The following is a 21,840-nucleotide window of genomic DNA, read 5'->3' as shown; positions in this document are numbered from 1 at the left end:
CGTTCAAAAGGTGGAAACTCTAACACTTTGGCATCTACTATGTCTTGCTCCCGTGCTTAGCAAACCTTTCGTGTATAGCCTTGGCTTGTAGCGGTTTACTGAATTTGACCACCTGAATAGAGATTTAAAACACCCACCTCTGGCAGTTACTGGAATGAAATGTACTGTGTTAACAAGTTCAGAGTAAAAGTCTGAACTGTGCTTAGCTCCCCACTAAACGCATTCCTTTTGTCCCTACCTCAATGGTACTTCCACGCTCTGCCACCATGACAAAATCAGCCCACCACTGCATCATCGCTCGTCGTTGCTCAAGGTAATCGCTACGATTATAAGCACGACGAACCTCATTCTTATCCACATGGGCTAATGCCGCCTCAATCACATCTGGAGGGAAGTTTTTCTCATTAAGGGCTGTACTTGCAATAGATCGCAGCCCGTGTGAAACGAGCACCCCACCAAAACCTGCGCGTTTTAGCGATGCGTTAACGGTCTGACTATTCATTGGCTGGTTGGGCTTGATACGACTGGGAAAGATAAATTCTCGATTGCCGCTTAATGGCTTCATCATTTCCAGCACAGCTATTGCTTCATTTGATAATGGGACAGTATGGTCACGGTTCATTTTCATCCGTGATGCGGGAATTTTCCATTCTCGCGCTTTCAGATCTACTTCGTCCCAGCGAGCCTCAGCTGCTTCGGCAGGGCGGGTAATGGTAAGAAGTTGCCACATAAACAGGCAGCGTGTGGAAAGGCTAATGCTGGCTGTTCGCATCGTCTGCATCAGTTGAGGTAGCTGATCCGGTCGAATGCTTGGCATATTTTTTTTCTGCGGCTTCTCAAAGGCCTTGCCAATGTTGACACTGGGTACCGCATCAATCAGCCCCGTATTTTGGGCATAGATCATGATCTCATTGATGCGCTGGCAAAGGCGACGGACGGTTTCCAGTGCGCCTCTGGCCTGAACAGGTTGAACGGCCCGAACCAGTGTATGAGCTTTAATATCTGTAACGCTGACGTCGCCAATCGCAGGAAAAACATCTCTCTCAAGAGAGCGCCAGATATCTTCTGCGTAGTCCTCGGTCACACTGGCCTTCTTCACATTCCACCAACGTTCAGCCACGAGCTGGAAAGTATTGGTTTTGGCTTCCAGCGAACTGCGAAGTTGTTCTTGCCGATGCTCCTGTGGATCGATTTGTTTCGCGAGGAGTGAGCGAGACTCTGCCCGATAGTTTCTGGCATCGGCAAGGGTAACTGATGGGTAGGGGCCGATGCTCTTCTTCGCGCGCTTCTTGGTGACAGGGCGAATATAGCGAAACTGCCAGATTTTACTCCCGCTGGATTTGATGAGTAGCTCAAGGCCATCACCATCATAGAGAACGTAGTCCGCTTCCCTGGGTTTAGCAGATTCGATTTCTTTAACGGATAGAGGTTTGGTTTGTCTTGCCATTGCCGGGTTTCCATAGTTTTAGGCACCTCAAAAACAATAAAGCTTTATGAGGTGCCTAACAAGGTGCCTAAAAGGTTCGGATTTAATTAGTTGGCATCAGACTTCGCGGGACAAATTCAAGGCACAAAAAAGCCCGCAGGGCTTGCGCCGTGCGGGCTCTTAGGACTTCATCGGATGACTCTGGTAATCACCGATGGAGAATTTTGGTGGAGCTGGCGGGAGTTGAACCCGCGTCCGAAATTCCTACATCCTCGGTACTACATGCTTAGTCCAGTCTTTACATTCGCCTGGCAGCTGCGGACGGACACGCCACTACCAGACTAGCCTGATTAGTTTTAACGCTTCAACCCCAGGCAGGGTATCCACGCGATCTCTTTTGGGTTTGACCTCTCTTGATCCCCGTCCTAAGAGCGGAGGCTAGGGAGAGAGGGCTCTAAGCAGGTTATTAAGCTGCTAAAGCGTAGTTTTCGTCGTTTGCGACTATTTTTTTGCGGCTTTTTACGAGGCCAACCGCCCCTCGGCATGCACCTTGGGTTTCGCGAATCCCGTCGAATCCAGAATCAGCCCCAAAAGTGTACCGCTGAGTATAACAGAGTTTACCCACGCGTGACCAGTCCATATCGTTTCGTCGTCCGGGTGCTGCTTTTTTGCGCATTTTCATTGCTGTGGATGCAGTTACAACACAAGGTGATTTGCCTCACGAAATTGCCGCTGCGCTTAAAGAATGTACGAGCAAATAACCCCAGAATTCCTGGTAAATAAAAAGGAAATAAAAAATAGAATATATTTTTACGATTCTTTAAGAATAGGATGATTAATTCATTTTTGATGATTGCAAAGCAGAGTAATAACGCTACTGGCACTTTTTTATTTTCCGTGACTTAGCTGCCCATTAACTGGGGTAGACCACGCGTATATATTGCGCAAGCGCTCTTTTTTTTATGTTTTCTTTGCCAAACCGCACCGTGTTGCTTATACATTTTGTTAAGTATTTGTACATATAAACCGCCTAGCTTGCGATTAACTCACTGTTTTTTATTGATTTGACAATTGTTGCAACACATTTCGGGAAAACGTATCTCCCCGGCGTCGCCCTGTTCGGCGTGGGTAATCCATAAGTGTCCATTAATAGACGCTTATGCAGCGCAGCTTGCTTCCCCAGTCAGAGGAAATGAAGAATGGCCGTTCAAAATAGTCTTTCGCCTACCGTGGATATTCTCAACCAGAATACCGGAGACGTGATTACCCATTATTCCCAGAATGCGGACCGGGTCGTCAATTTATCCCAGACCAGCATTGTGAGAATAAACGCTTCTCCCGAAACGGTTAATTTCTACGAACGGCAGGGGAATGACCTGATTGTCCATATGAAAGATGGGACAACGGTGCGCTACCAGCATTTCTTCTTACTTGATGCCGAAGGCCAGCATAGCGAGCTTATTTTTGAAGATGACAAAGGTGTGCATCACGCGCTGTTCCCGTTTGCCTCTGAACCCGGCCCGGCGGTGGCCGAGGCGATTGTGCCTTCCATGGCGGATACCACGCTTGGCGCGCTCACCGGTGCAGAAGGGCTGACCACGCTTGAGGTGCTGGGGGGCATTGCGGCGGTTGGCGCTATCGCGGGTGTGGCGATCGCCGCCAGCAACAGCGGTGGTGGCGGCGGCGACAATAACAACAATGGCGGCGGTGATAATGGGGGCGGGGACAACGGCGGTGGCGACAACGGCGGCGAAACGCCGGACCCGGCAGAAATCGCGTTCGATCCGCTGACCGACGATAACGTGCTCAACAGCAGCGAAGTGCTGCAAGACCAGATACTGAGCGGCGTGGTGGACGCTGCCAACGCGGGCCGTACCATTACAGTCACGCTTGGTGGCAATACCTACACCGCTGTTATCGGCGCGGATGGCAGCTGGAGCGTGACGCTCCCGGCAAGCGCCCTGCAAGCGTTGCCGCAAGGGCTTAATACCATCGGTATTACGCTTGTCGATGTAAACGGCAACACGATTAGCCAGACGGTTGATATCAACGTCGATACCGTCGCACCCGCCTTACAGTTCATTCCTTTTACCAATGGTTCGCTGGGCGGCGAGCAGACGACGACCGATCAGATCCTGCGCGGCTTTACCGGTGCGGCGGAAGAAGGGCAGACCGTCACCATCACTCTGAATGGGAAAACGTATACCGCGACCGTGGGCGCGGACGGCAGCTGGCAGGCGAGCATTCCGGCAGCGGATCTTCAGGCGCTGCAAAACGGTCAGGAGTATGTGCTAAACGTCAGCATTACCGATCTCGCGGGCAACACCAGCAGCAGCGAAACGCGCTTTACGGTCAATCTTGACCAGCCCGCGCTGACGCTCGACCCGCTCACGGCAGATAACGCGCTGAATGGCGCCGAGCTTGGCAACGATCAGATTCTGAGCGGCACCACTGAAAATATCGCAGCGGGGGCGGTCGTCACCGTCACCCTGAACGGCGTGAACTATTACGCGACCGTCGGCGGTGACGGCACCTGGCAGGTCACGCTCCCGAGCGGCGATCTCCAGGCGCTTGCCAACGGCAACGCAGCGCTCACCGTCAGCGTACCGAACGGCACCGGCACGCCGCTCACCGTCACGGATACTATTGTTGTAGACCGTGCCCCGCCGTCCGTCTCGATAGCCATTCTCTCCACCGACGATTATCTGAATGCGGCAGAGGCGTCGTAGCCGCTTGAGATCCGCGGCATCACGACCGTGACCGCGCCGGGCGCGCAGGTCATCGTGACATTCAACGAAAAAACGTACACCGCGGTGCTCGACAGCGCCGGTAACTGGAGCGTGGTGATCCCGCCAGCCGATCTGGCCTCCCTGGGCGACGGCCCGCGCACTGTCACGGCGACGGTCACCGCAGGGCAGGCGACCGCCACGGCTGACCGGGTAATAACCGTCGCGATTAATGACCTGCCGGAGCCGACTATCGCCACGCCGTTTGGCGACGGCTCGCTTAATGCCGCAGATCTCCAGCAGAGCCAGACGCTTACCGGCAACACGGGCGTCAGTGGCAGCGGCCAGACCGTCACCGTCCAGCTTGGCAACCAGACTTACACCACAACGGCAGGCGCAGATGGCGGCTGGAGCATTACGGTACCGGCCTCACAGTTGCAAACGCTGCCGACCGGGCAGACGCCGGTTGTGGTCACCGTGACGGACGGGGCGGGCAACAGCGCAAGCAGCAGTGCTACGGTCACGGTTGATACCACCCCGCCTGCGCTCTCGCTCTATACGCTGACGGACGATGGCAAGCTGAACGCCCAGGAGCTCACGACCGATCAGGTGCTCTCCGGCAACAGCTCTGAAGCCGGGCAGACGGTCACGGTGACGCTCAACGGTCAGACCTACACCACCACGACCGGCAGCGACGGTAACTGGCAAATCACGCTGCCTGCCGCTGATCTCGGTCAGTTACCGCCCGGCACCAGTCCGGTTGTCGTGACAACGACAGACGCGGCGGGCAACACCACCACGGTGACCGATGCCATCGCGGTGAAAACCGCGCAGCCATCCGTCACCGTCACGCCGTTTACCGGTGATAACGTACTGGATGCGGCGGAAATCAAAACCGCACAGCCGTTGCAGGGCAGCGTTGCCAACGCCGAGCCAGGCAGTCTGGTCACGGTCGCTATCGGTGCCTGGAGCGCCACCGCGGCTGTCGACGCGGCGGGCAACTGGCGCGTTGACGTACCTGCGGTCGTGTTGCAGGGGCTTTCAAACGGCGCAAACGCCATTCAGGTGAGCATCACCGATACCTGGAACCAGACGCAGACTATCCAGGCGCCGATTACGGTCGATAACGCTGCCTCGGGTGTTGCCATCAGCATCATCGCGGTGGACGATTTTATTAACCGTGAAGAAGCGAATTCACCGTTAACCATCAACGGCACCAGCGCCGGGCTTGCGCCCAACACCGAAATCACCGTCACGCTTAACGGCGAAACCTATACCGCGACGGTAGACGCCAGCGGCAACTGGCAGACCACGGTGCCGGCAGCCGTGCTGCAACAGCTCCCGGATGGCCCCTATGAGGTGACCGCCACCGCGCAAAATGGCGGCGTCAGCGACAGCCATACGCTGACCGTTATCATCAATAACCTGCCGAATATCACCACCGATCCGCTGTTTACCGACGGCACGCTAAGCCAGGCGGAGGCGGGCGTGAATCAGGTGCTGACCGGCACTACCGGCAGCACAGGCGCAGGCCAGACGGTCACCGTCACGCTCAACGGGCAAAACTATCAGGGGACGGTGGATGCCAGCGGCAACTGGTCGCTAACGCTGCCTTCCGGGGCGCTCGATGCCCTCACCGGCAATGATTCGCCGGTGCCGCTGCAAATCGTGGTGCGCGACGCGGCAGGCAACAGTCAGACCCGGACGGTCGATTTCACGGTGGATGTCGAGGCACCGACGCTGACCCTCAATCCGTTTGCGCAGGATGACGCGCTGAACATCACCGAAGCAAGCCAGGCGCAGCCGTTCTCCGGGGTCGCCGCAGGAGCCGCGCAGGGCGACAGCATTGTTGTGTCGCTAAACGGCAAAACCTACAACACCACCGTTACCGGCGCGAACGGCGAATGGTCGGTCGATATTCCGGCGACGGATTTGCAGGCGCTGCCAAACGGCCAGGTGCAGTTTAGCGTCACGATCACCGACGCGGCGGGGAACAGCTCAACGGCTACACGTCCGGTTACGGTGGCGGTCGATCCGGCGCGTGCGCCGCTGCTGACCGTCGACCCGGTAGGCGGCGACGGCGTGATTGATGCGGGCGAACGGGCAAGCGGCGTAACGCTTACGGGTACCGCGACTAACGTCACCGCCGGGCAAACCGTCACCATCACGCTTGGCGATGACACCTTCACTGGCGTGGTGGACTCCGCAGGGCGCTGGGAAGCGGATGTGCCAGCCAGCGCCTTAACGGGCCTGACCAACGGCGACTATACCCTGACCGTCGGCGTGAGCGATGCGGCAGGCAACAGCGTGAGCCTCGATCGCGGCTTTAGCGTTGATACCGATATCAGCGCGCTGACGGTATTCCCCATCACTGGCGATAACCGCGTCTCGCTGGACGAAATAGCGAATGGCCTGGTACTGAGCGGCACCAGCGTTAACTTCGCGCCGCAAACGACGCTGACCATTACGCTCAACGGCAAACAGTACACCGCCACAACCGGTGAGGACGGCGGCTGGAGCGTCACCGTGCCGCGTGCCGACGCGCTGGATATCAGCGACGGCAAAACGACACTCACCGTCTCCGGCACCGATGAAAACGGCGCGGTTGTCTCGGGTAATCAGAACTTCACCATCATCACCACGGCGCTGCCGAATGTCACCGTCAACACGCCGTTTACCGATGGCATTATCAACGCGGCGGAAGTGAGTACAGGCGGCGCGCTGAGCGGCTCCACCGGCGTGAGCGGCGCGGGGCAAACGGTGACCGTTCAGTTTGGCGGCGCTTCTTATAACGCGGTGGTGGACAGCAGTGGTAACTGGTCGGTTACGCTGCCGCCAGCGGCGCTACAGGGCCTGACAGATGGCGATGCGCCGCTCACCGTTACCGCGACCGATGCGGCGGGCAACCAGAACGTGGCGCAAAGCACGGTCACGGTGGATCTCACCGCGCCATTGCTGACGCTTGATGACATCACCGGCAATAACATCGTTAACGCCACCGAAGCCGCGCAGCCGCTCACCATCAGCGGCAGTGCCACCCCCTACGATCCGGTTAACCCACAAACGGTGCTGGTGCAGATTGGCGGCCAGAGCTACAGCGCGCTGGTACAAAGCGACGGCACCTGGAGCGTGACGCTGCCTGCGGGCGCGCTCACTACGCTGCCGGACGGCCCGGTCAGCGTCATCGCAACGGTTAGCGATGCGGCGGGCAACACCACCAGCGAGCGCGTCTCGCTGACGCTGGATGCCTCTCCGGCCAATGCGCCGCTGGTGACGGTTAACACCGTCGCGACAGATAACTTCATCAACGCCACCGAGGCGCAGTCGCCCCTGCAAATCACCGGGACGACCACCCGCGTGGAGCCGGGCCAGTTCGTGACCGTCACCCTGAACGGCCAGAGCTACAGCGCGGAAGTCCGGCCGAACGGCACCTGGACTGCCACCGTGCCCACGAGCGCGCTGGCGCAGGTGGCGGATGGCCAGCAGATTATTGGCGTAACGGTCACCGATGCCTCCGGCAATCAGGCGTTTGTTCAGTACCCGGTCACTTTTGCCGCACAGCCTGGCTCGCAGCCGCAGGTGGCGCTGAACCCCATCGCGGGCGACGACATCATCAACAGCCAGGAGAGCGGCCAGGATCTGACCATTTCCGGCACCTCGACCAACCTCGCGCCAGGCACGATTGTCAGCGTGGTGTTTAATAACGTCACCTACACGGGCACCACTGATGCCAACGGCCTGTGGAGTGTCACGGTGCCCTCATCGGCTATCGCGAACCTGCCAAATGACGGCTATACCGTCACGGTTACGGCGAACGATGCGGCGCAGAACCCTGCGACCGATACCGGTAATGTCACGGTGGATACCTCACTGCCCGCAACCGGCATCAACCCCGGCAGCTTCCTGGATGACGGGATCCTGAACGTCAGTGAATCCCTGACCGAACAGGCCATCGGCGGCACCACGACGGCAGGATCGACGGTGGAATTAACGGTCGGCGACCAGACCTATCAGACGGTGGCGGGTAACGACGGCAACTGGAGTATTACTATTCCGGCTGCGCAACTGCAGGCGCTGGAGAATGGCCCGCAGGAACTGACGCTCACGGTGACCGACCCGACCGGCAACCGCGACAGCCAGCCGCTGCCGGTGACCGTTGGTAATGACACCACGCCGACCGTCGCGCTCGGTACGATTTTCACCGACGGCCTGATTAATCTCGCAGAGATCCAGAACGGCGGCACCATCAGCGGCACCTCGACCGGGCTTGTGGCCGGTACGGCGATTGCGGTCACCCTGGGCGACGTCACGCTAAACGGCGTGGTCGGTGCAGGCGGGGCATGGACGATTAACGTCGGCGCAAATGAACTGTCGTCGCTGCAAAACGGCCAGTACACGCTGACCGTCACCGCGCAGGATGCATTCGGCAACCCGGCGACGGCGGGCGTCTCTGTGGATGTGCTGCGCACGCCGCCGACCGCCGCCGTGCCGGATCTGCTCTTTGGCGATGGCATTATCAACCAGAATGAGGCGGCGCTGGGGCAGCAACTTACCGGCAGTACCGGCGTGACGGGCGCGGGCCAGACGGTGCAAATCAGCATCGATGGCGGCGCGGCAATTACCGGCACGGTCGATAACAACGGCAACTGGACGGTGGCGCTAACGCCTGCGCAGCTCAGCGCGCTGGCGGAGGGCAATCACACGATCACCGTGACCGCGTCAGACCGCGCGGGCAACTCTGCCACCAGCCCGGAGGCTAACTTTGTCGTCTATGCCGATCCGCTCCCGACGCCTGTTGTCGCCACACCTTTTACCGACGGCATCCTGAACGCCAGTGAGGCGGCGCAGGGCGCAACGCTCACCGGTACCACCGGCCTGCCCGCCGATCGTATCGACACCGTCATGGTAAGCCTGAATAACGGCACGATGGTGCCCGCGACGGTCAACGCTGACGGTAGCTGGTCGCTGGTGCTTGATCCCGCCACACTCACTGCCCTGCCGGACGGTACTGTCCCGGTCGCGGTTGTCGTGACCGATACGGCGGGCAATACCAACACCGGCACCGACAGCTTTGAATCGCGCATTAACACTATCCCGGATGCCACTATCACTACGCCGTTTATCGACGGCGCGCTGAACAATGCCGAGGCGAGCGTCGCCCAGACGTTTACCGGCAGTACGGGCGTCAGTGGGGCAGGGCAGACCGTTAATATTGAGTTTAATGGCAACACGTATACCGGAACGGTGCAGGCAAACGGTGACTGGTCGGTGACGCTGCCGCCTTCTGCCTTTACCGGCCTGCCGCAGGGCACGACCCAGAACTTTACCGTGAATGTGGGGGATGCTTTCGGCAATACCGACAGCGCGCCAGGATCGTTTGACGTGCAGACCCAGTTACCTGCGCCGACGGCCGCCGCCGCGTTGTTTGGCGATAATGCGATTCTCAACATCAGCGAGGCCAACGGACCGCTGACGCTTAGCGGGACGACCGGGATCACCGGGAACAACCAGTATGTCACGGTCACGATTGACGTGAACGGCACGACCTATGTGGCGGGTGTGGATACTGCAGGCAACTGGACGCTGGATCTGCCGGCGGGCGCGCTGGCGGGGCTGACGCCTGGCAGCCATACGCTGACCATCGTGGCGCAGGATAACTTCGGCAATAGCCAGGATATTGATGTGACATTCCAGGCGGCGCTGACGCCGTCACAGGTCGCCGTGACCCAACCGCTGTTTGGCGACGGTTATGTGAATATCACCGAGGCGGGCGCGGCCGGGACTATCAGCGGCACGCTGACCAGCGATTTACCTGCGGGCAGCCAGATAACCGTCACCATCGGCAACCAGACCTTTGGGCCGGATCGGGTGACCGTTACCGGCACCAGCTGGACGCTGAATCTGACGGCAGACGACTGGACGAGCGTGCCAAACGGCCTGCAGGCGGTAAACGTGAGCCTTGTAGACGGTGCGGGCAACACCGCCACCACTACGGCCCCGCTCTATGTGTCGCTGGCGGCACCGACGTTGACCGTGGACGCGCCCTTCGGCGGGGACGGTCTGAGCGGGGCGGAGAGCCAGCAGAGCCAGACCCTCACGGGGACGGTGACGAATGTGGAGCCGGGGCAGACTATTACCGTGAGCCTGGCGGGGCAGACCTTTACCACCACGGTACAGAACGGCAATACCTGGTCGCTCCAGCTTTCGCCTGCGCAACTGGCGACGCTTGCGAACGGCGATCAGACCCTTAGCGCGACGGTCACCGATAAAGCAGGCAACGTAGCGACGACAGGTTCAACGCCGTTGGCAATAGACACCACGCCGCCAACCGTCGCGGTCGGCATTAATCCGGTCACCGGCGATAACATCATTAACGCGGGCGAACTGGGCGAAACCGTCGCACTCACGGGGACGACGCTTGGCGACGTGACCACCGTCACTGTCACCATTAACGGCGAGAATGTCGGCACGGCCACCGTTCAGCCGGATGGTACATGGTCGCTGGACGTGCCTGCTACGCAATTCCCAAACCAGGATACCTATACCGTTATCGCGACAACCGATGGCGGCACGCCAGCCACCACGACGGTGAGGGTGGCAGTCGATACCGTACCGCCAGTGGTGACTGTGGGCACGATTGCGGGCGATAACATTATTGATGCCACCGAAGCCAGCCAGCCGCTGGTGCTGAGCGGCACCGCCAGCACGTCAGAAGCGGGCCGTCAGGTGACGGTCACCTTCAGCGGTGAAACCTATTACGCGGTGGTCGGCGCTGACGGCGCATGGAGCGTCAGCGTGCCGCAAAGCGTGGTTTCTGGCCTGGCAGACGGCAACTATACCGTGACGGCCACACTCGCCGATGCGGCGGGCAACATCGATACCGACTCCCGTACGGTCACCCTTAATGCCGATGGTCCGCTGCTGACGGTAGATGCCGCGGGCGTGCCCGCAGTGCTTAACACCGTGAATGCGGCGGGCGGCCTGCTGCTGCAGGGCACCGGCGAGCCGGGCGAGACCGTGACGCTGCGCCTCGGGCCGTTGACGCAAACGGCAACCGTGGATCAGGACGGCAACTGGAATTACACCTTCCCACAAGTCGATCTCACCACGCTTACCGACGGCGCGCAGGTCATTAACATCACCTCCACCGATGCGCAGGGCAACACCTCGACCAATAACGTGGCGCTTAATGTGGCGCTGAATAAAGGGCTGGGTGTGCTGGTCGACGATCTGTTTGGCGGCGACGGCATCCTGAACGTGGCAGAATCGCTGGTGACCCAGACGCTGACCGGGCAACTGAGTGGCGACTATCGCGGCGCGACGGTTACCGCCACGCTCGTCGGCACCGATATCAACGTGCCGCTGGATGTGCTGGTGGGCGGCGACGGGCGGATCTCAGTCGATTTCCCGCCGAGCCTCTGGCAGGGCATCGTCGATAACACGCTTGCGGTACAGTTGAACGTCACTGACGCCTTCGGCAACGTGCGCAATGAAATCATCGACATCAACCTGGCGCTGACGGATGTACCGGTGGTAAGCGACGTTATCGTCGGCGCGGACAACCTGATTAACTTCGCCGACAGCACCGTTAACCAGACTATCAGCGGTGTGGTCAGTAACGCGGCCAACGTCTCATCGGTAATTGTTAACTTTGCAGGCCAGCGCCTGACAGCGGTGGTGGACGAGACCGGACGCTGGACGGCGACGCTGCCGTCCACGCTGTTCGGTTCACTCCCGGACGGCCAGGCCGCCTTGCAGGTGGTCGTCACCGATAACGCGGGCAACGTGAATACCACCGGCGCGACCTTCAACGTTGCGATCAATAACCTGCCGACAATTAACCTCGGGTCGCTGTTTGGCGACGGCACGCTGAGTATTCCTGAGCTGTTGCAGGGCGCGCTCAGCGGCACCGCCACCGGGCTGGCCGGCCAGACGCTGACGATTCAGATTGGCAGCACGCCGGCGTTTACGGCGACGGTCGGCCCGAACGGCGTCTGGAGCGTGAACCTGCCGGGGGCGGTGCAAAGTGCGCTGACCGGCATCGCGACGGGCAACCAGACGGTTACCGTCACGGCGACTGATACGAACGGCAACACCGCCACGACCAGCGGCTCGCTGACGCTGGATCTGGTCGCCCCGGCGCTGAGTTCGCTCTCGGTCTTCGGCGATGGCCTCCTGAACGCCACCGAGGCGCTGGTGAGCCAGACGATTTCCGGCGTGGTGAGCAACGCGACGGCGGGCTCTACGGTGAGCGTGGCGCTTGGCGCGCGTACCTTTAACGGCACGGTGGGCAGCAACGGGCGCTTCAGTATTCAACTCAACCCGACCGATCTCGCCTCGCTGGCGGAAGGCTCGCTGACGCCGCGCGTGACGATCACCACCCCGGACGGCAACACCGCCACGGTCAACGGCGCGCCGGTGGTCGTTGGGATCACCTCGCTGCCGACGGTGGCTATCAATACGCTCTTTGGCGGCGACGGCTGGCTGAACGCGGCGGAGGCGAACGCCGGGCAGGTCATTAGCGGCACCAGTAACCTTGCGAACGGCACCGTCACGCTGAATGTCGGCGGCAGTGCCTTTACGGCGACCATCAATAACGGCGCCTGGTTGGTGAATGTGCCGGCGGCAACGCTTAAAGGCCTTCAGGACGGCACGCTGACGGTAAGCGCCAGCGTCACTGACCCGGTCGGCAACGTGGCGACCGGCTCGCAGGTGGTGGGCGCGATAGTTCAGGCGCTGCCGCAGGTGACGGTTAACCCCATCTTCGGCGACGGCATTCTGAGCTTAAGCGATCTGTTAAGTCCGCAGCTTATCAGCGGGACTGCCACCAACCTGGCGGCGGGCAGTGCGCTCACCGTCACCCTGGGCGCGCTGACGTTTAACACGACCGTACGCGCCGACGGCACCTGGCAGGTTTCGGTACCAACGGCTTCGCTGCAAGGGCTGAGCGATGGCCCGCTGAACGTCAGCGTCACCGCGCGCGACCCGGCAGGCAACACCAGCAGCGCCAGCGGCGGGCTCAATGTGAATATCGGCGCGCTGCCGACACTCGCCATCACCTCGCTTTTTGGCGATAACGGCCTGAACGCCACCGATATCCTGAGCGCCCAGACGATTAGCGGCACCAGCACCAACGCCGTCGGCTCGCAGGTCAGGGTGTCGCTGGGTGGGAAAAACTACGTCACGACTGTCGGCAACGACGGCACCTGGCAGTTGTCGGTACCGAAGACCGATCTTAGCGGGCTGCTCGACGGCACGCTTTCGGTCAACGCCAGCGTTACTAACCCGGCGGGCAACAGTACCTCCACCAGCGGCGTGCTGAACGTGATTACGCACTCGTTGCCGACGGTCTCGCTCACCTCGCTGTTCGGCAACGATGGTTACCTGAACGTCAGCGAAGCGGGCAGCGGGCAGACGCTCAGCGGGAAAATCAGCGGCGCGGCGGACGGCGCCTCGGTGAAAGTGACGTTAGGCACTAATTCCTACAACGCCACGGTCGGCAGCGACGGCACCTGGACGCTGCCGGTCACCAGCAACATTCTGCAGGGGCTGACCAACGGCGCGCTGAAAGTGGGCGTGTCGGTGACGGATAAAGTAGGCAACGTCAATAGCACCAGCAGCGACGTGACGGTGAAACTCACGACCCCGACGCTGTCGTTTACCCCGCTTGCAAGCCTGAACCCGTTCACGCTGCTCTCTTCGGGGCTGACGCTGCGTGGTGGCTCAACCAACCTCGGCGCGGGCGCGGTGGTGCATTTGTCGCTTCTGAACGGGACGGTCAACACCACGGCCATCACCGACAGCAACGGTAACTGGTCGGCCAACCTCGGCCTTGGGCTGAATATTCTGCAACTGTTGTCGCTCACCAGCGTGCTGAATATTTACGCCACGGACGCGGCGGGCAACACCGGCTACCTCAACGTCGGCCTCGGCGGGCAGATTATCTCGACGACGCCGCCTGCCACCTTTGCAGCCGCAAGCCTTGAGCATGAGGCGGCGCTGTTCGCGCTCTCTGATGAAAACAGCCAGACCGCCACGCAAGGCGATACGCAGCAAACCACCGCGACGGCGAAAATCGCGGCGGTTGCCGCGACGGCTGAGAAGAGCAGCGATGACAGCAACACCGCCACGGATGACACGGCAGGCGCGGCGGGCGGCTACACCATCGGCGGGGTTAGCATCGATTTTGCGGACGGCACCAGCCATAGCGGTGACACGTTACAAGGCAGCAGCGGCAGCGACACCATTCATCTTGCAACGCTCGGTTTTGCATCGCTTGATGGCGGCGCAGGCACCGATACGCTGGTGCTGGATGGCGTCAATATCACGCTCGATCTCACTGCGCTTGACGGCAAGCTCCAGCACATCGAGATCTTCGATCTCGGCAAATCCGGCACCAACAGCCTGACGCTGGATCTGCATCAGGCGCTGACCTTAACCAACAAGCCGGAAGACGATCTGCTCGTTAAAGGTGTCGATGGCGATCAGGTCAATCTGGTGAAGGGCAGCGGCGATATGTGGCAGGTGAGCGGGCAACGGGAGGTGGACGGCATGCAGTTTGATGTCTGGCACAACAGCTCGCAAACCAACACGCTGGGGGATGTTCTCATTCAACACGGATTACACGTCAATATGGTCTAACGCCATGGCGCTTCAGGGACGAGGCGCCTGCGTCATTTTAACAATATCACCAGCCGCGCAGACGGCGTTATTAAGGTGGAAACAGGATGCAGAACAACACAATGCGCTACAGGCGGCTGGCACTGATGCTGGCGATGGCCATGATGAGTTTTCCCGCTGCCTCGCAGGAGGAATTTGCCTGGCAGACGGCCCCGAGCGAGCAGCTTCAGGCGCAGCTCACCATTAAAGAAGCCATTTTGCGCGCCTTTGCGCGTAACCCAAAAATCGCCCAGGCGGCAGCACAAATCCGTGTGGGTAAAGCCAATCTGGAAGAGGCCGAAAGCGCCTGGTTTCCGCAAATTTCCTTACAGGGAAATGTCGGGCGTAATCATCGCACTGATTCTTCCGGCTCCCTCAACAGTAACGCCGCAGGCGGCGTGAACCTCAAACAGCTGATTTATGATTTCGGCAAAACCGGCGGCAGTATTGATGAGCAGGAAAACCTCTCTGCGGCCTACCGCTTCCAGCTTTACGACACCTTAAACCAGGTCGGGATGCAGACGTTGCAGGCCTATTTACAGGTGCGGCGTTATCAGAGCCTTGCCGACGCCGCCGAGCGTAACCTGACCTCCCTGCGCGCGGTGCAGGGCATGGCGGATTTACGCGCCGGGGCGGGGCTGAGCACGCAGTCGGATGTATTACAGGCGCAGAGCCGCATCGCCGGAATGAACGCTACGCTTGAGCAGTATCGCGCTCAGGCGCGTTCGGCCCAGGCGGCGTTAAGCGTGCTCACGGGCGTGGTGGCCGAAACGCTGCCCGATCTGCCGGAAGATCTCCTGCGCCAGCCTGTCACGCTGAAATCGCTGGCGTACGAGCAGACCAACGCGGTTCGCGCCGCGCAGGCCAAACAGCTCGCCGCTGAGCAGCGCATCCGCCAGGCGCAGGCACAACACTGGCCTACGGTCTCTGTGCAGGCCGGGCGCACGCGTTACCAGAACGATAACGCCAACTACTGGGACGATCAGGTGCAGCTGGTGGTGGATGCGCCGGTCTATCAGGGCGGTGCCGTAAGCGCCCGCGTTGAGGCCGCCGAAGGCGATCGCGCCAGCGCCCGTGCGGATGTCGAGGCGAGCAAACTCGACATTAACCAGAAAGCGGCCACCGCCTGGGCCGACCTCACCGGCGCGCAGCAGCGCCAGCGGGCAGGAGAACAGCAGATAGCCAGCGCCGGACATGCCCGCGAGGTTTACCGCGATGAATACCGGCTCAGCAAGCGCAGCCTTAATGATTTACTGAGTATCGAACAGGACGTTTTTCAGGCCGACACGCTCGCTATCACCGCCCGCTATGACGCCTGGGATGCCGCGGTTCGCTACGCCGCTGCGGTGGATAACCTGCTCGACATGCTTGGCATTGAACGCGCCCGGATGACCGGGGATACCCTGCCGTCGCTCTGAGCGCGGCGCTTTAAGGAGTAGTGATGTCCCAGATTCCCGATACCGAAGGCTGGATACGCGCGATGACCCGCGCGGCGGGGCGTTTTGGCCTGCCCGCCGACGCGCCCGCGGTACGTCAGCAGATGCGCTGGTTTGAAAATCTGCCGCTCGCGCCGCGACTCGACCGGCTGGCGGCGCTGATGGGCTTGCAGGTGCGCCTCACGCCACTTAACAACATGCGCTGGAACAGCCAGACGCTGCCGGTCATTGTGCAACTGGAAGAGGGCGGCCTGATGCTGCTTGAAGCCATCGACGCCGACGGTGTGGTCACCTACTGGCTGAGCGAAGGCGGCGATCTTGTGCGTGAAGAGCCGCTGGAAACGCTGCTTGAGCGTGTAAAGCCTGAAGTGGCGCTGCTCGGCATCGCCGCCCGCGGGCGCGATGCGCGCATTGATGATTTCACCCGACCTTACGAGCAACACTGGTTCTGGCGCCATTTTCGGCATGCCGGGCGTAAGCTTGCTGAAATATCGCTCGCCTCGGTGCTCGGCAACGTGCTGGCGCTGGCAGGCATTCTGTTCTCCATGCAGGTCTATGACCGCGTCATTCCGGCGGAGTCGTTCCCGACGTTGTGGGTACTGTTCTTTGGCGTACTGCTGGCCGCGCTGTTTGAGTTTTTCATTCGCCTCGCGCGTACCCATGTCTCCGACATTATGGGCAAACATATCGACCTGAATGTGTCGTCGCTGTTTTACGCCCGGGCGATGGCGATTAAAAATGATGAACGCCCGAAATCCACCGGATCGTTTATTTCGCAATTACGTGAAATCGATCAGGTGCGCGAACTGCTGACCTCCACAACCGTCGGCGCGGCGATGGATATCCCGTTTGTGTTGCTCTTTTTAGGGATCATGGCGCTGGTGGGCGGGCAACTGGTGGCGATCCCGCTCATTGCGATCCCACTGATTGTGATCCCGGGGCTTTTGATCCAGTGGCCGATGGCGAAGCTCGCCAAAGAGGGGATGCGCGAGAGCGCGATCCGCAACGCGGTGCTGGTGGAGTCGATCGAAGGCGTTGAAGATATTAAAGCGCTCCAGGCGGAGCCCTATTTTCAGCGCCAGTGGGAGCACACCCACAGCGTAGGGGCGAGCATCGGCATGAAGCAGCGCGTCTGGGGCGCGCGCTTAAGCGGCTGGGCCTCGACGGTGCAGCAGATAACTTATGCGGGCATGCTGGTGTTCGGCAGCTATCTGGTGCTTGACGGGCAGATAACAACCGGGACGCTGGTGGCCTGTAGCCTGTTATCGTCGCGTACCCTCGCACCGCTGATGCAACTCACGATGGTGTTTTCTCGCTGGCAGCATGCCAAAACCGCCATGAGCGGGCTTAACGAACTACTGAAAAAACCGCTGGATAAAGAAGCAGGCCGCAAAATGGCGCACTGCCCGGTGCTGGCTGGGCATTATCAGTTCCAGGATGTGCAATACAGCTACGACAAAGAGAAGGGCGATCAGGCGCTGCTGGTGCCATCGCTTGAGATCAAACCCGGCGAGCGCGTGGCGATCCTCGGCAAAGTCGGTGCCGGGAAATCGACGCTGCTGAAGCTGCTTTCCGGCCAGGCGCAGGCGAGCAAAGGCAAGGTGATCATCGACGGGGTCGATCTGGCGCAGATTGACCCGATGGACGTGCGCCGCCAGGTGGGATACCTGTCGCAGGAGTCACGGCTCTTTTTCGGCACTCTGCGCCAGAACCTGATGCTTGGCCACCCCAACGCGACCGACGCCGAACTGTTACAGGCGCTGCGCATCAGCGGCGCGCTCTCCATGGTGCAGCATGACGCCGCGAGCCTTGACCGGCTGATTAACGAAGGCGGACGCGGGCTTTCGGGCGGACAGCGCCAGATGGTGCTGTTAAGCCGTCTGCTGGTGCGCAATCCGCAGATCGTGCTGCTCGATGAGCCGACCGCGTCGATGGATGAACAGCTTGAAGCGCACGTTATTCGCCAGCTTCACCAGTGGCTCACCGGGCGCACGCTGGTGCTGGTGACGCATCGCCCGGCGCTGTTGTCGCTGGTGGACCGCGTGGTGGTGATGGAGAGCGGCAAAGTGGTGGCCGATGGCCCGCGCGATGCCATTTTGCAAAAGGCGCAGCGTAACAGCAATGTGGCCTCGGTGGCGTAAGGAGCATTGATGAGTCAACTGACGATGCAGGAAGAACTGGCGCGCCAGGGGCGGTTTTACTCCTCGGTTATCTGGCTGACGCTGGGCGCGCTGGTGCTGTTTTTCGTCTGGGCGTGGTTTGCCACGCTCGATGAAGTGACGGTCGGCACGGGTAAGATAACGACGTCGAGCCGGGCACAGCTGATAGAGAGCCTGGACGGCGGTATTGTAAACGCTCTGATGGTGCATGAAGGTGACGTAGTTGAACGCGGGCAGATGCTGGCGCGGCTCGACCCGACGCGGTTTCAGTCGAACTACGGCGAGGCGGCGGCACGCGCCCGTGCATTGCGTGCCTCAAGCGAGCGGCTGCGCTCGGAGCTGACTGGCGAGCCGCTGCGCTTTAGCGAAGAGTCAATGCGTGAACCGGCGCTGGTGGCCCGCGAGCGACAACTTTATGAATCGCGCCGCCGCAACCTCAACGAGACGTTAGAAAACCTGCAAAAAACGTACAACCTGGTGATGGCGGAGCTGCACATGACCCAGCCGCTGGTGGCGAAAGGGGCTGCCAGTGAAGTGGAAGTCATTCGTCTGCAACGCCAGGCGGCGGAGCTGAAGGGAAAAATGGATGATGCGCGTAACCAGTTTGCGGTGCGCGCACGTGAAGAGCAGGTGAAAAATAACGCCGATCTCGACGCCCAGTTGCAGGCAATGGCAGGCAAGGCAGATCAGCTCGATCGCGCCACGCTTTTCTCGCCGGTGCGCGGCGTGGTGAAGGATATTCAGGTGACGACCGTCGGCGGTGTGCTCCAGCCTGGCGGCAAACTGATGGAGATTGTGCCGCTGGAAGATCAACTGCTGGTGGAAACGCGCATTAACCCGCGCGATATCGCCTATATCCGCCCCGGGCTGCCGGCCACCGTGAAGATTACCGCTTATGATTCATCTATTTATGGTGATTTGAAAGGCGAAGTGGAGATGGTTTCGCCGGATACGTTGCAGGATGAGGTGAAACGCGACCAATTCTATTACCGCGTCTATGTGCGCACGCAGAGCGCGGAGCTTAAAAACCGTAACGGCAAGCGCTTCCCGATCCTGCCGGGGATGGTCGCGAATGTAGAGATTAAAACCGGGCAGAAGACGGTGCTCGATTATCTGATCAAGCCGCTCAATAAGGTGAAAGAAGCGTTAAGAGAACGGTAAACCGTTGGGGATAGCCAGCGGCACATGGCGCTGTTGGTGAGAAGGGTATTGCCGGATGGCGCTGCGCTTATCCGCGCTATGGATTGGGCTGAGGCTGTTGGCCCTGTGCTCTGAGAGAGAAAACCGGGCGGTGATGTGAAGTGTGACCGAGGGTTTTCTTCCTCTCCCGTCAGGGGAGGGGGCGGGGGGAGACATTGCGCACCACCGCTAAAAAATCAAACTTGTCCTTACGCCCATAAAAAAACCGGCTGGTGCCGGTTTTTGCTTTTATCGCCCTGCATTTTTCATGATGCGGGCTTTATCGAGTTGCCACTCGCGCTCTTTCAGATCAGAGCGTTTATCATGCTGTTTCTTACCTTTCGCTACGCCGATTTTGACTTTGCACCAGGCGTTCTTCCAGTACAGGGACAACGCGACAACGGTATACCCTTCGCGATTTATGCGACCGTAAAGCGTGTCCAGCTCGCGTTGGTTTAGCAGTAGCTTACGGGTACGCGTCGGATCGCAAACCACGTGAGTCGAGGCGACATTCAGCGGCTGAAAGTTTGCACCGAACAGATACGCCTCACCCTCTATGAGGATAACGTAACTGTCGCCAATGTTGGCCTTACCGGCGCGCAGGGATTTGACTTCCCAGCCCTGAAGGGCCAGGCCTGCTTCAAACTCATCTTCGATGAAGTATTCGTGGCGGGCGCGCTTGTTAAGCGCAATGGTGGCTGAGCCAGGTTTGTGTGCTTTTTTCTTGGTCATAGTGCCGCTCAGTATAGGTAATCCAGTCGTAAAACGCACCCCTTCCCCGGGGTGGAAAAGGGTTATCTTAGCATGTCTGCCGGCGAGTTTTTGTTTAATGGATGATAAATGTTATTATTTCTAAGTCGTATGACTCACAGGAAATACTATGCCCCAGATTAGTCGTACTGCCCTGGTGCCTTACAGCGCTGAGCAGATGTATCAGTTAGTGAATGATGTGAAATCCTATCCGGAGTTTCTGCCCGGCTGCGTGGGAAGCCGCGTGCTGGAGTCGTCTCCAGGCCAGATGACGGCGGCAGTTGAAGTGTCGAAAGCCGGGATTAGCAAGACGTTCACCACCCGCAATACGCTGATCAGTAATCAGAGCATTTTGATGCATCTGGTTGATGGCCCCTTCAAATCGCTGATGGGCGGCTGGAAATTTACACCGCTTACGGAAGACGCCTGCCAGATAGAATTCAATCTCGATTTTGAATTCACCAACAAGCTAATCGAACTGGCGTTTGGCCGCGTCTTTAAGGAGCTGGCCTCCAGCATGGTGCAGGCGTTCTCGCAGCGCGCCAAAGAGGTTTACAGTGCCGGGTGACATTCAGGTGGAAGTGGCGTATGCCCTCCCCGAAAAACAGTATCTGCGTAAGGTCAAACTGCCGGAAGGCGCGTCGGTAGAAGAGGCGATTATCGCGTCTGGTCTGCTGGAGCTTCGCAGAGATATCGACCTTAAAAAGAATAAGGTCGGCATTTACAGTCGTCCTGTTAAGCTTGCCGATACGTTAAACGATGGCGACCGTGTGGAGATTTACCGGCCGCTTATCGCCGATCCTAAAGAGCTGCGTCGCCAGCGTGCGGAACGTGCGGCGAAGAAGTAAGTTCACTTTTGCTCTGAAAGACGCATCCGATAGCGTTAAAAGGCCTGGCGAGATGAGCGAGATGCCGGCGCAGAAGCAATAAAAAAGGTGCCTATGGCACCTTTTTTGTTTTAACGCTTTTTTATTTACCGCTTATGCGTACAGGTATTACCCACGCTGCGCGTCGAGCTTCGGCTTGTTATCCATGTTGGTCAGCACGCCATTGCTGTTGAAGGTCAGGGTCAGCGTCTGCTGGCTGACATCCTCGTGGCCCGGCTGCTGGCGGAAAACGTAGAACCATGTATTGCTACCGAACGGGTCCGTCATCATTGGGGTGCCCAGCGCGTAGGCAACCTGCTGTTGCGTCATGCCGATGCGGATTTTTGCAATGTCAGTAGGCGTCAGGTAGTTACCCTGATTAATGTCGGGGCGGTAAACCACTCGCTCCAGAGTAGAACAGCCTGCGGTCAACATCAGAAGGACCGCTGCGGCAGCAGTCAGCGTTTTACAGCGCATAGTGATTAGATTCCTTTTCGGGCCCGAGCAACACGCGGCTCATACAATTAGCCGATGATAATAAACCTTCAGTCAGTTTAAAACCTTAAGGCGCTTCACTATGACCGTAGCGGATGAAAAAAGTTGATGCAAAAAGCGATTAAAGCACACGCTACGCTTTTA

Annotated in this window: 10 protein-coding genes and 1 other RNA gene; 7 read left to right on the top strand and 4 right to left on the bottom strand. The window is 59.4% G+C overall.

All coding sequences use genetic code 11. The features are described from left to right. Positions 1 to 202 precede the first annotated feature (202 nt). Both AFK62_RS15225 and ssrA read right to left on the bottom strand, forming a co-directional pair. Positions 203 to 1,447, bottom strand: a complete 1,245-nt coding sequence (locus AFK62_RS15225) for an integrase (protein ID WP_050863238.1) — start codon at positions 1,445 to 1,447, stop codon at positions 203 to 205. Positions 1,448 to 1,651: 204 nt separating this feature from the next. Continuing rightward, positions 1,652 to 2,015: a transfer-messenger RNA gene (gene ssrA / locus AFK62_RS21480) on the bottom strand. 610 nt (positions 2,016 to 2,625) lie between these two features. On the opposite strand from ssrA, the gene AFK62_RS22905 reads away from it, so the two are divergent. From AFK62_RS22905 to AFK62_RS15205, 5 genes are all read left to right on the top strand, one after another. After that, on the top strand, positions 2,626 to 4,155 hold the full coding sequence (locus tag AFK62_RS22905) for an Ig-like domain-containing protein (RefSeq protein ID WP_007681602.1): 1,530 nt from the start codon (positions 2,626 to 2,628) through the stop codon (positions 4,153 to 4,155). A gap of 9 nt (positions 4,156 to 4,164) precedes the next feature. Beyond that, positions 4,165 to 14,793 (top strand): Ig-like domain-containing protein, encoded by a 10,629-nt coding sequence (locus AFK62_RS15220; RefSeq protein ID WP_321029373.1) that lies wholly within the window; start codon positions 4,165 to 4,167, stop codon positions 14,791 to 14,793. A gap of 86 nt (positions 14,794 to 14,879) precedes the next feature. Next, positions 14,880 to 16,229, top strand: coding sequence for a TolC family outer membrane protein (locus tag AFK62_RS15215; RefSeq protein WP_007681579.1), 1,350 nt, complete (start codon positions 14,880 to 14,882; stop codon positions 16,227 to 16,229). A 23-nt stretch (positions 16,230 to 16,252) separates the two neighbouring features. Beyond that, complete coding sequence (locus AFK62_RS15210; RefSeq protein ID WP_053532013.1) at positions 16,253 to 18,388, top strand: type I secretion system permease/ATPase; 2,136 nt, start codon at positions 16,253 to 16,255, stop codon at positions 18,386 to 18,388. A 9-nt stretch (positions 18,389 to 18,397) separates the two neighbouring features. Further along, positions 18,398 to 19,567 (top strand): HlyD family efflux transporter periplasmic adaptor subunit, encoded by a 1,170-nt coding sequence (locus AFK62_RS15205; RefSeq protein ID WP_007681577.1) that lies wholly within the window; start codon positions 18,398 to 18,400, stop codon positions 19,565 to 19,567. A gap of 267 nt (positions 19,568 to 19,834) precedes the next feature. Here the strand turns inward: AFK62_RS15205 and smpB are convergent, their stop codons facing one another. Further along, positions 19,835 to 20,317: an SsrA-binding protein SmpB gene (smpB, locus tag AFK62_RS15200; RefSeq protein ID WP_053532012.1), complete on the bottom strand. Its 483-nt coding sequence runs from the start codon at positions 20,315 to 20,317 to the stop codon at positions 19,835 to 19,837. 148 nt (positions 20,318 to 20,465) lie between these two features. On the opposite strand from smpB, the gene AFK62_RS15195 reads away from it, so the two are divergent. After that, positions 20,466 to 20,903, top strand: a complete 438-nt coding sequence (locus tag AFK62_RS15195) for a type II toxin-antitoxin system RatA family toxin (protein ID WP_007681574.1) — start codon at positions 20,466 to 20,468, stop codon at positions 20,901 to 20,903. Beyond that, positions 20,893 to 21,183: an RnfH family protein gene (locus tag AFK62_RS15190; protein WP_007681572.1), complete on the top strand. Its 291-nt coding sequence runs from the start codon at positions 20,893 to 20,895 to the stop codon at positions 21,181 to 21,183. The genes AFK62_RS15195 and AFK62_RS15190 overlap by 11 nt, the downstream gene beginning before the upstream one ends. Before the next feature lie 147 nt (positions 21,184 to 21,330). Here the strand turns inward: AFK62_RS15190 and bamE are convergent, their stop codons facing one another. Beyond that, positions 21,331 to 21,678, bottom strand: coding sequence for an outer membrane protein assembly factor BamE (gene bamE / locus AFK62_RS15185; protein ID WP_007681570.1), 348 nt, complete (start codon positions 21,676 to 21,678; stop codon positions 21,331 to 21,333). Between the last annotated feature and the right edge of the window lie 162 nt (positions 21,679 to 21,840).

Source organism: Cronobacter condimenti 1330, assembly GCF_001277255.1.
GTDB classification, from domain to species: Bacteria; Pseudomonadota; Gammaproteobacteria; order Enterobacterales; family Enterobacteriaceae; genus Cronobacter; species Cronobacter condimenti.
Note: the sequence above shows the minus strand (reverse complement) of the source record. Positions and strands in the feature narration are given on the sequence as shown.

What these genes read in the sequence shown, in the direction of transcription:
- AFK62_RS15225 (WP_050863238.1), bottom strand. Translation starts at nt 1,447, where the DNA reads ATGGCAAGACAAACCAAACCTCTATCCGTTAAAGAAATCGAATCTGCT.
- AFK62_RS22905 (WP_007681602.1), top strand. Translation starts at nt 2,626, where the DNA reads ATGGCCGTTCAAAATAGTCTTTCGCCTACCGTGGATATTCTCAACCAG.
- AFK62_RS15215 (WP_007681579.1), top strand. Translation starts at nt 14,880, where the DNA reads ATGCAGAACAACACAATGCGCTACAGGCGGCTGGCACTGATGCTGGCG.
- AFK62_RS15210 (WP_053532013.1), top strand. Translation starts at nt 16,253, where the DNA reads ATGTCCCAGATTCCCGATACCGAAGGCTGGATACGCGCGATGACCCGC.
- AFK62_RS15205 (WP_007681577.1), top strand. Translation starts at nt 18,398, where the DNA reads ATGAGTCAACTGACGATGCAGGAAGAACTGGCGCGCCAGGGGCGGTTT.
- smpB (WP_053532012.1), bottom strand. Translation starts at nt 20,317, where the DNA reads ATGACCAAGAAAAAAGCACACAAACCTGGCTCAGCCACCATTGCGCTT.
- AFK62_RS15195 (WP_007681574.1), top strand. Translation starts at nt 20,466, where the DNA reads ATGCCCCAGATTAGTCGTACTGCCCTGGTGCCTTACAGCGCTGAGCAG.
- bamE (WP_007681570.1), bottom strand. Translation starts at nt 21,678, where the DNA reads ATGCGCTGTAAAACGCTGACTGCTGCCGCAGCGGTCCTTCTGATGTTG.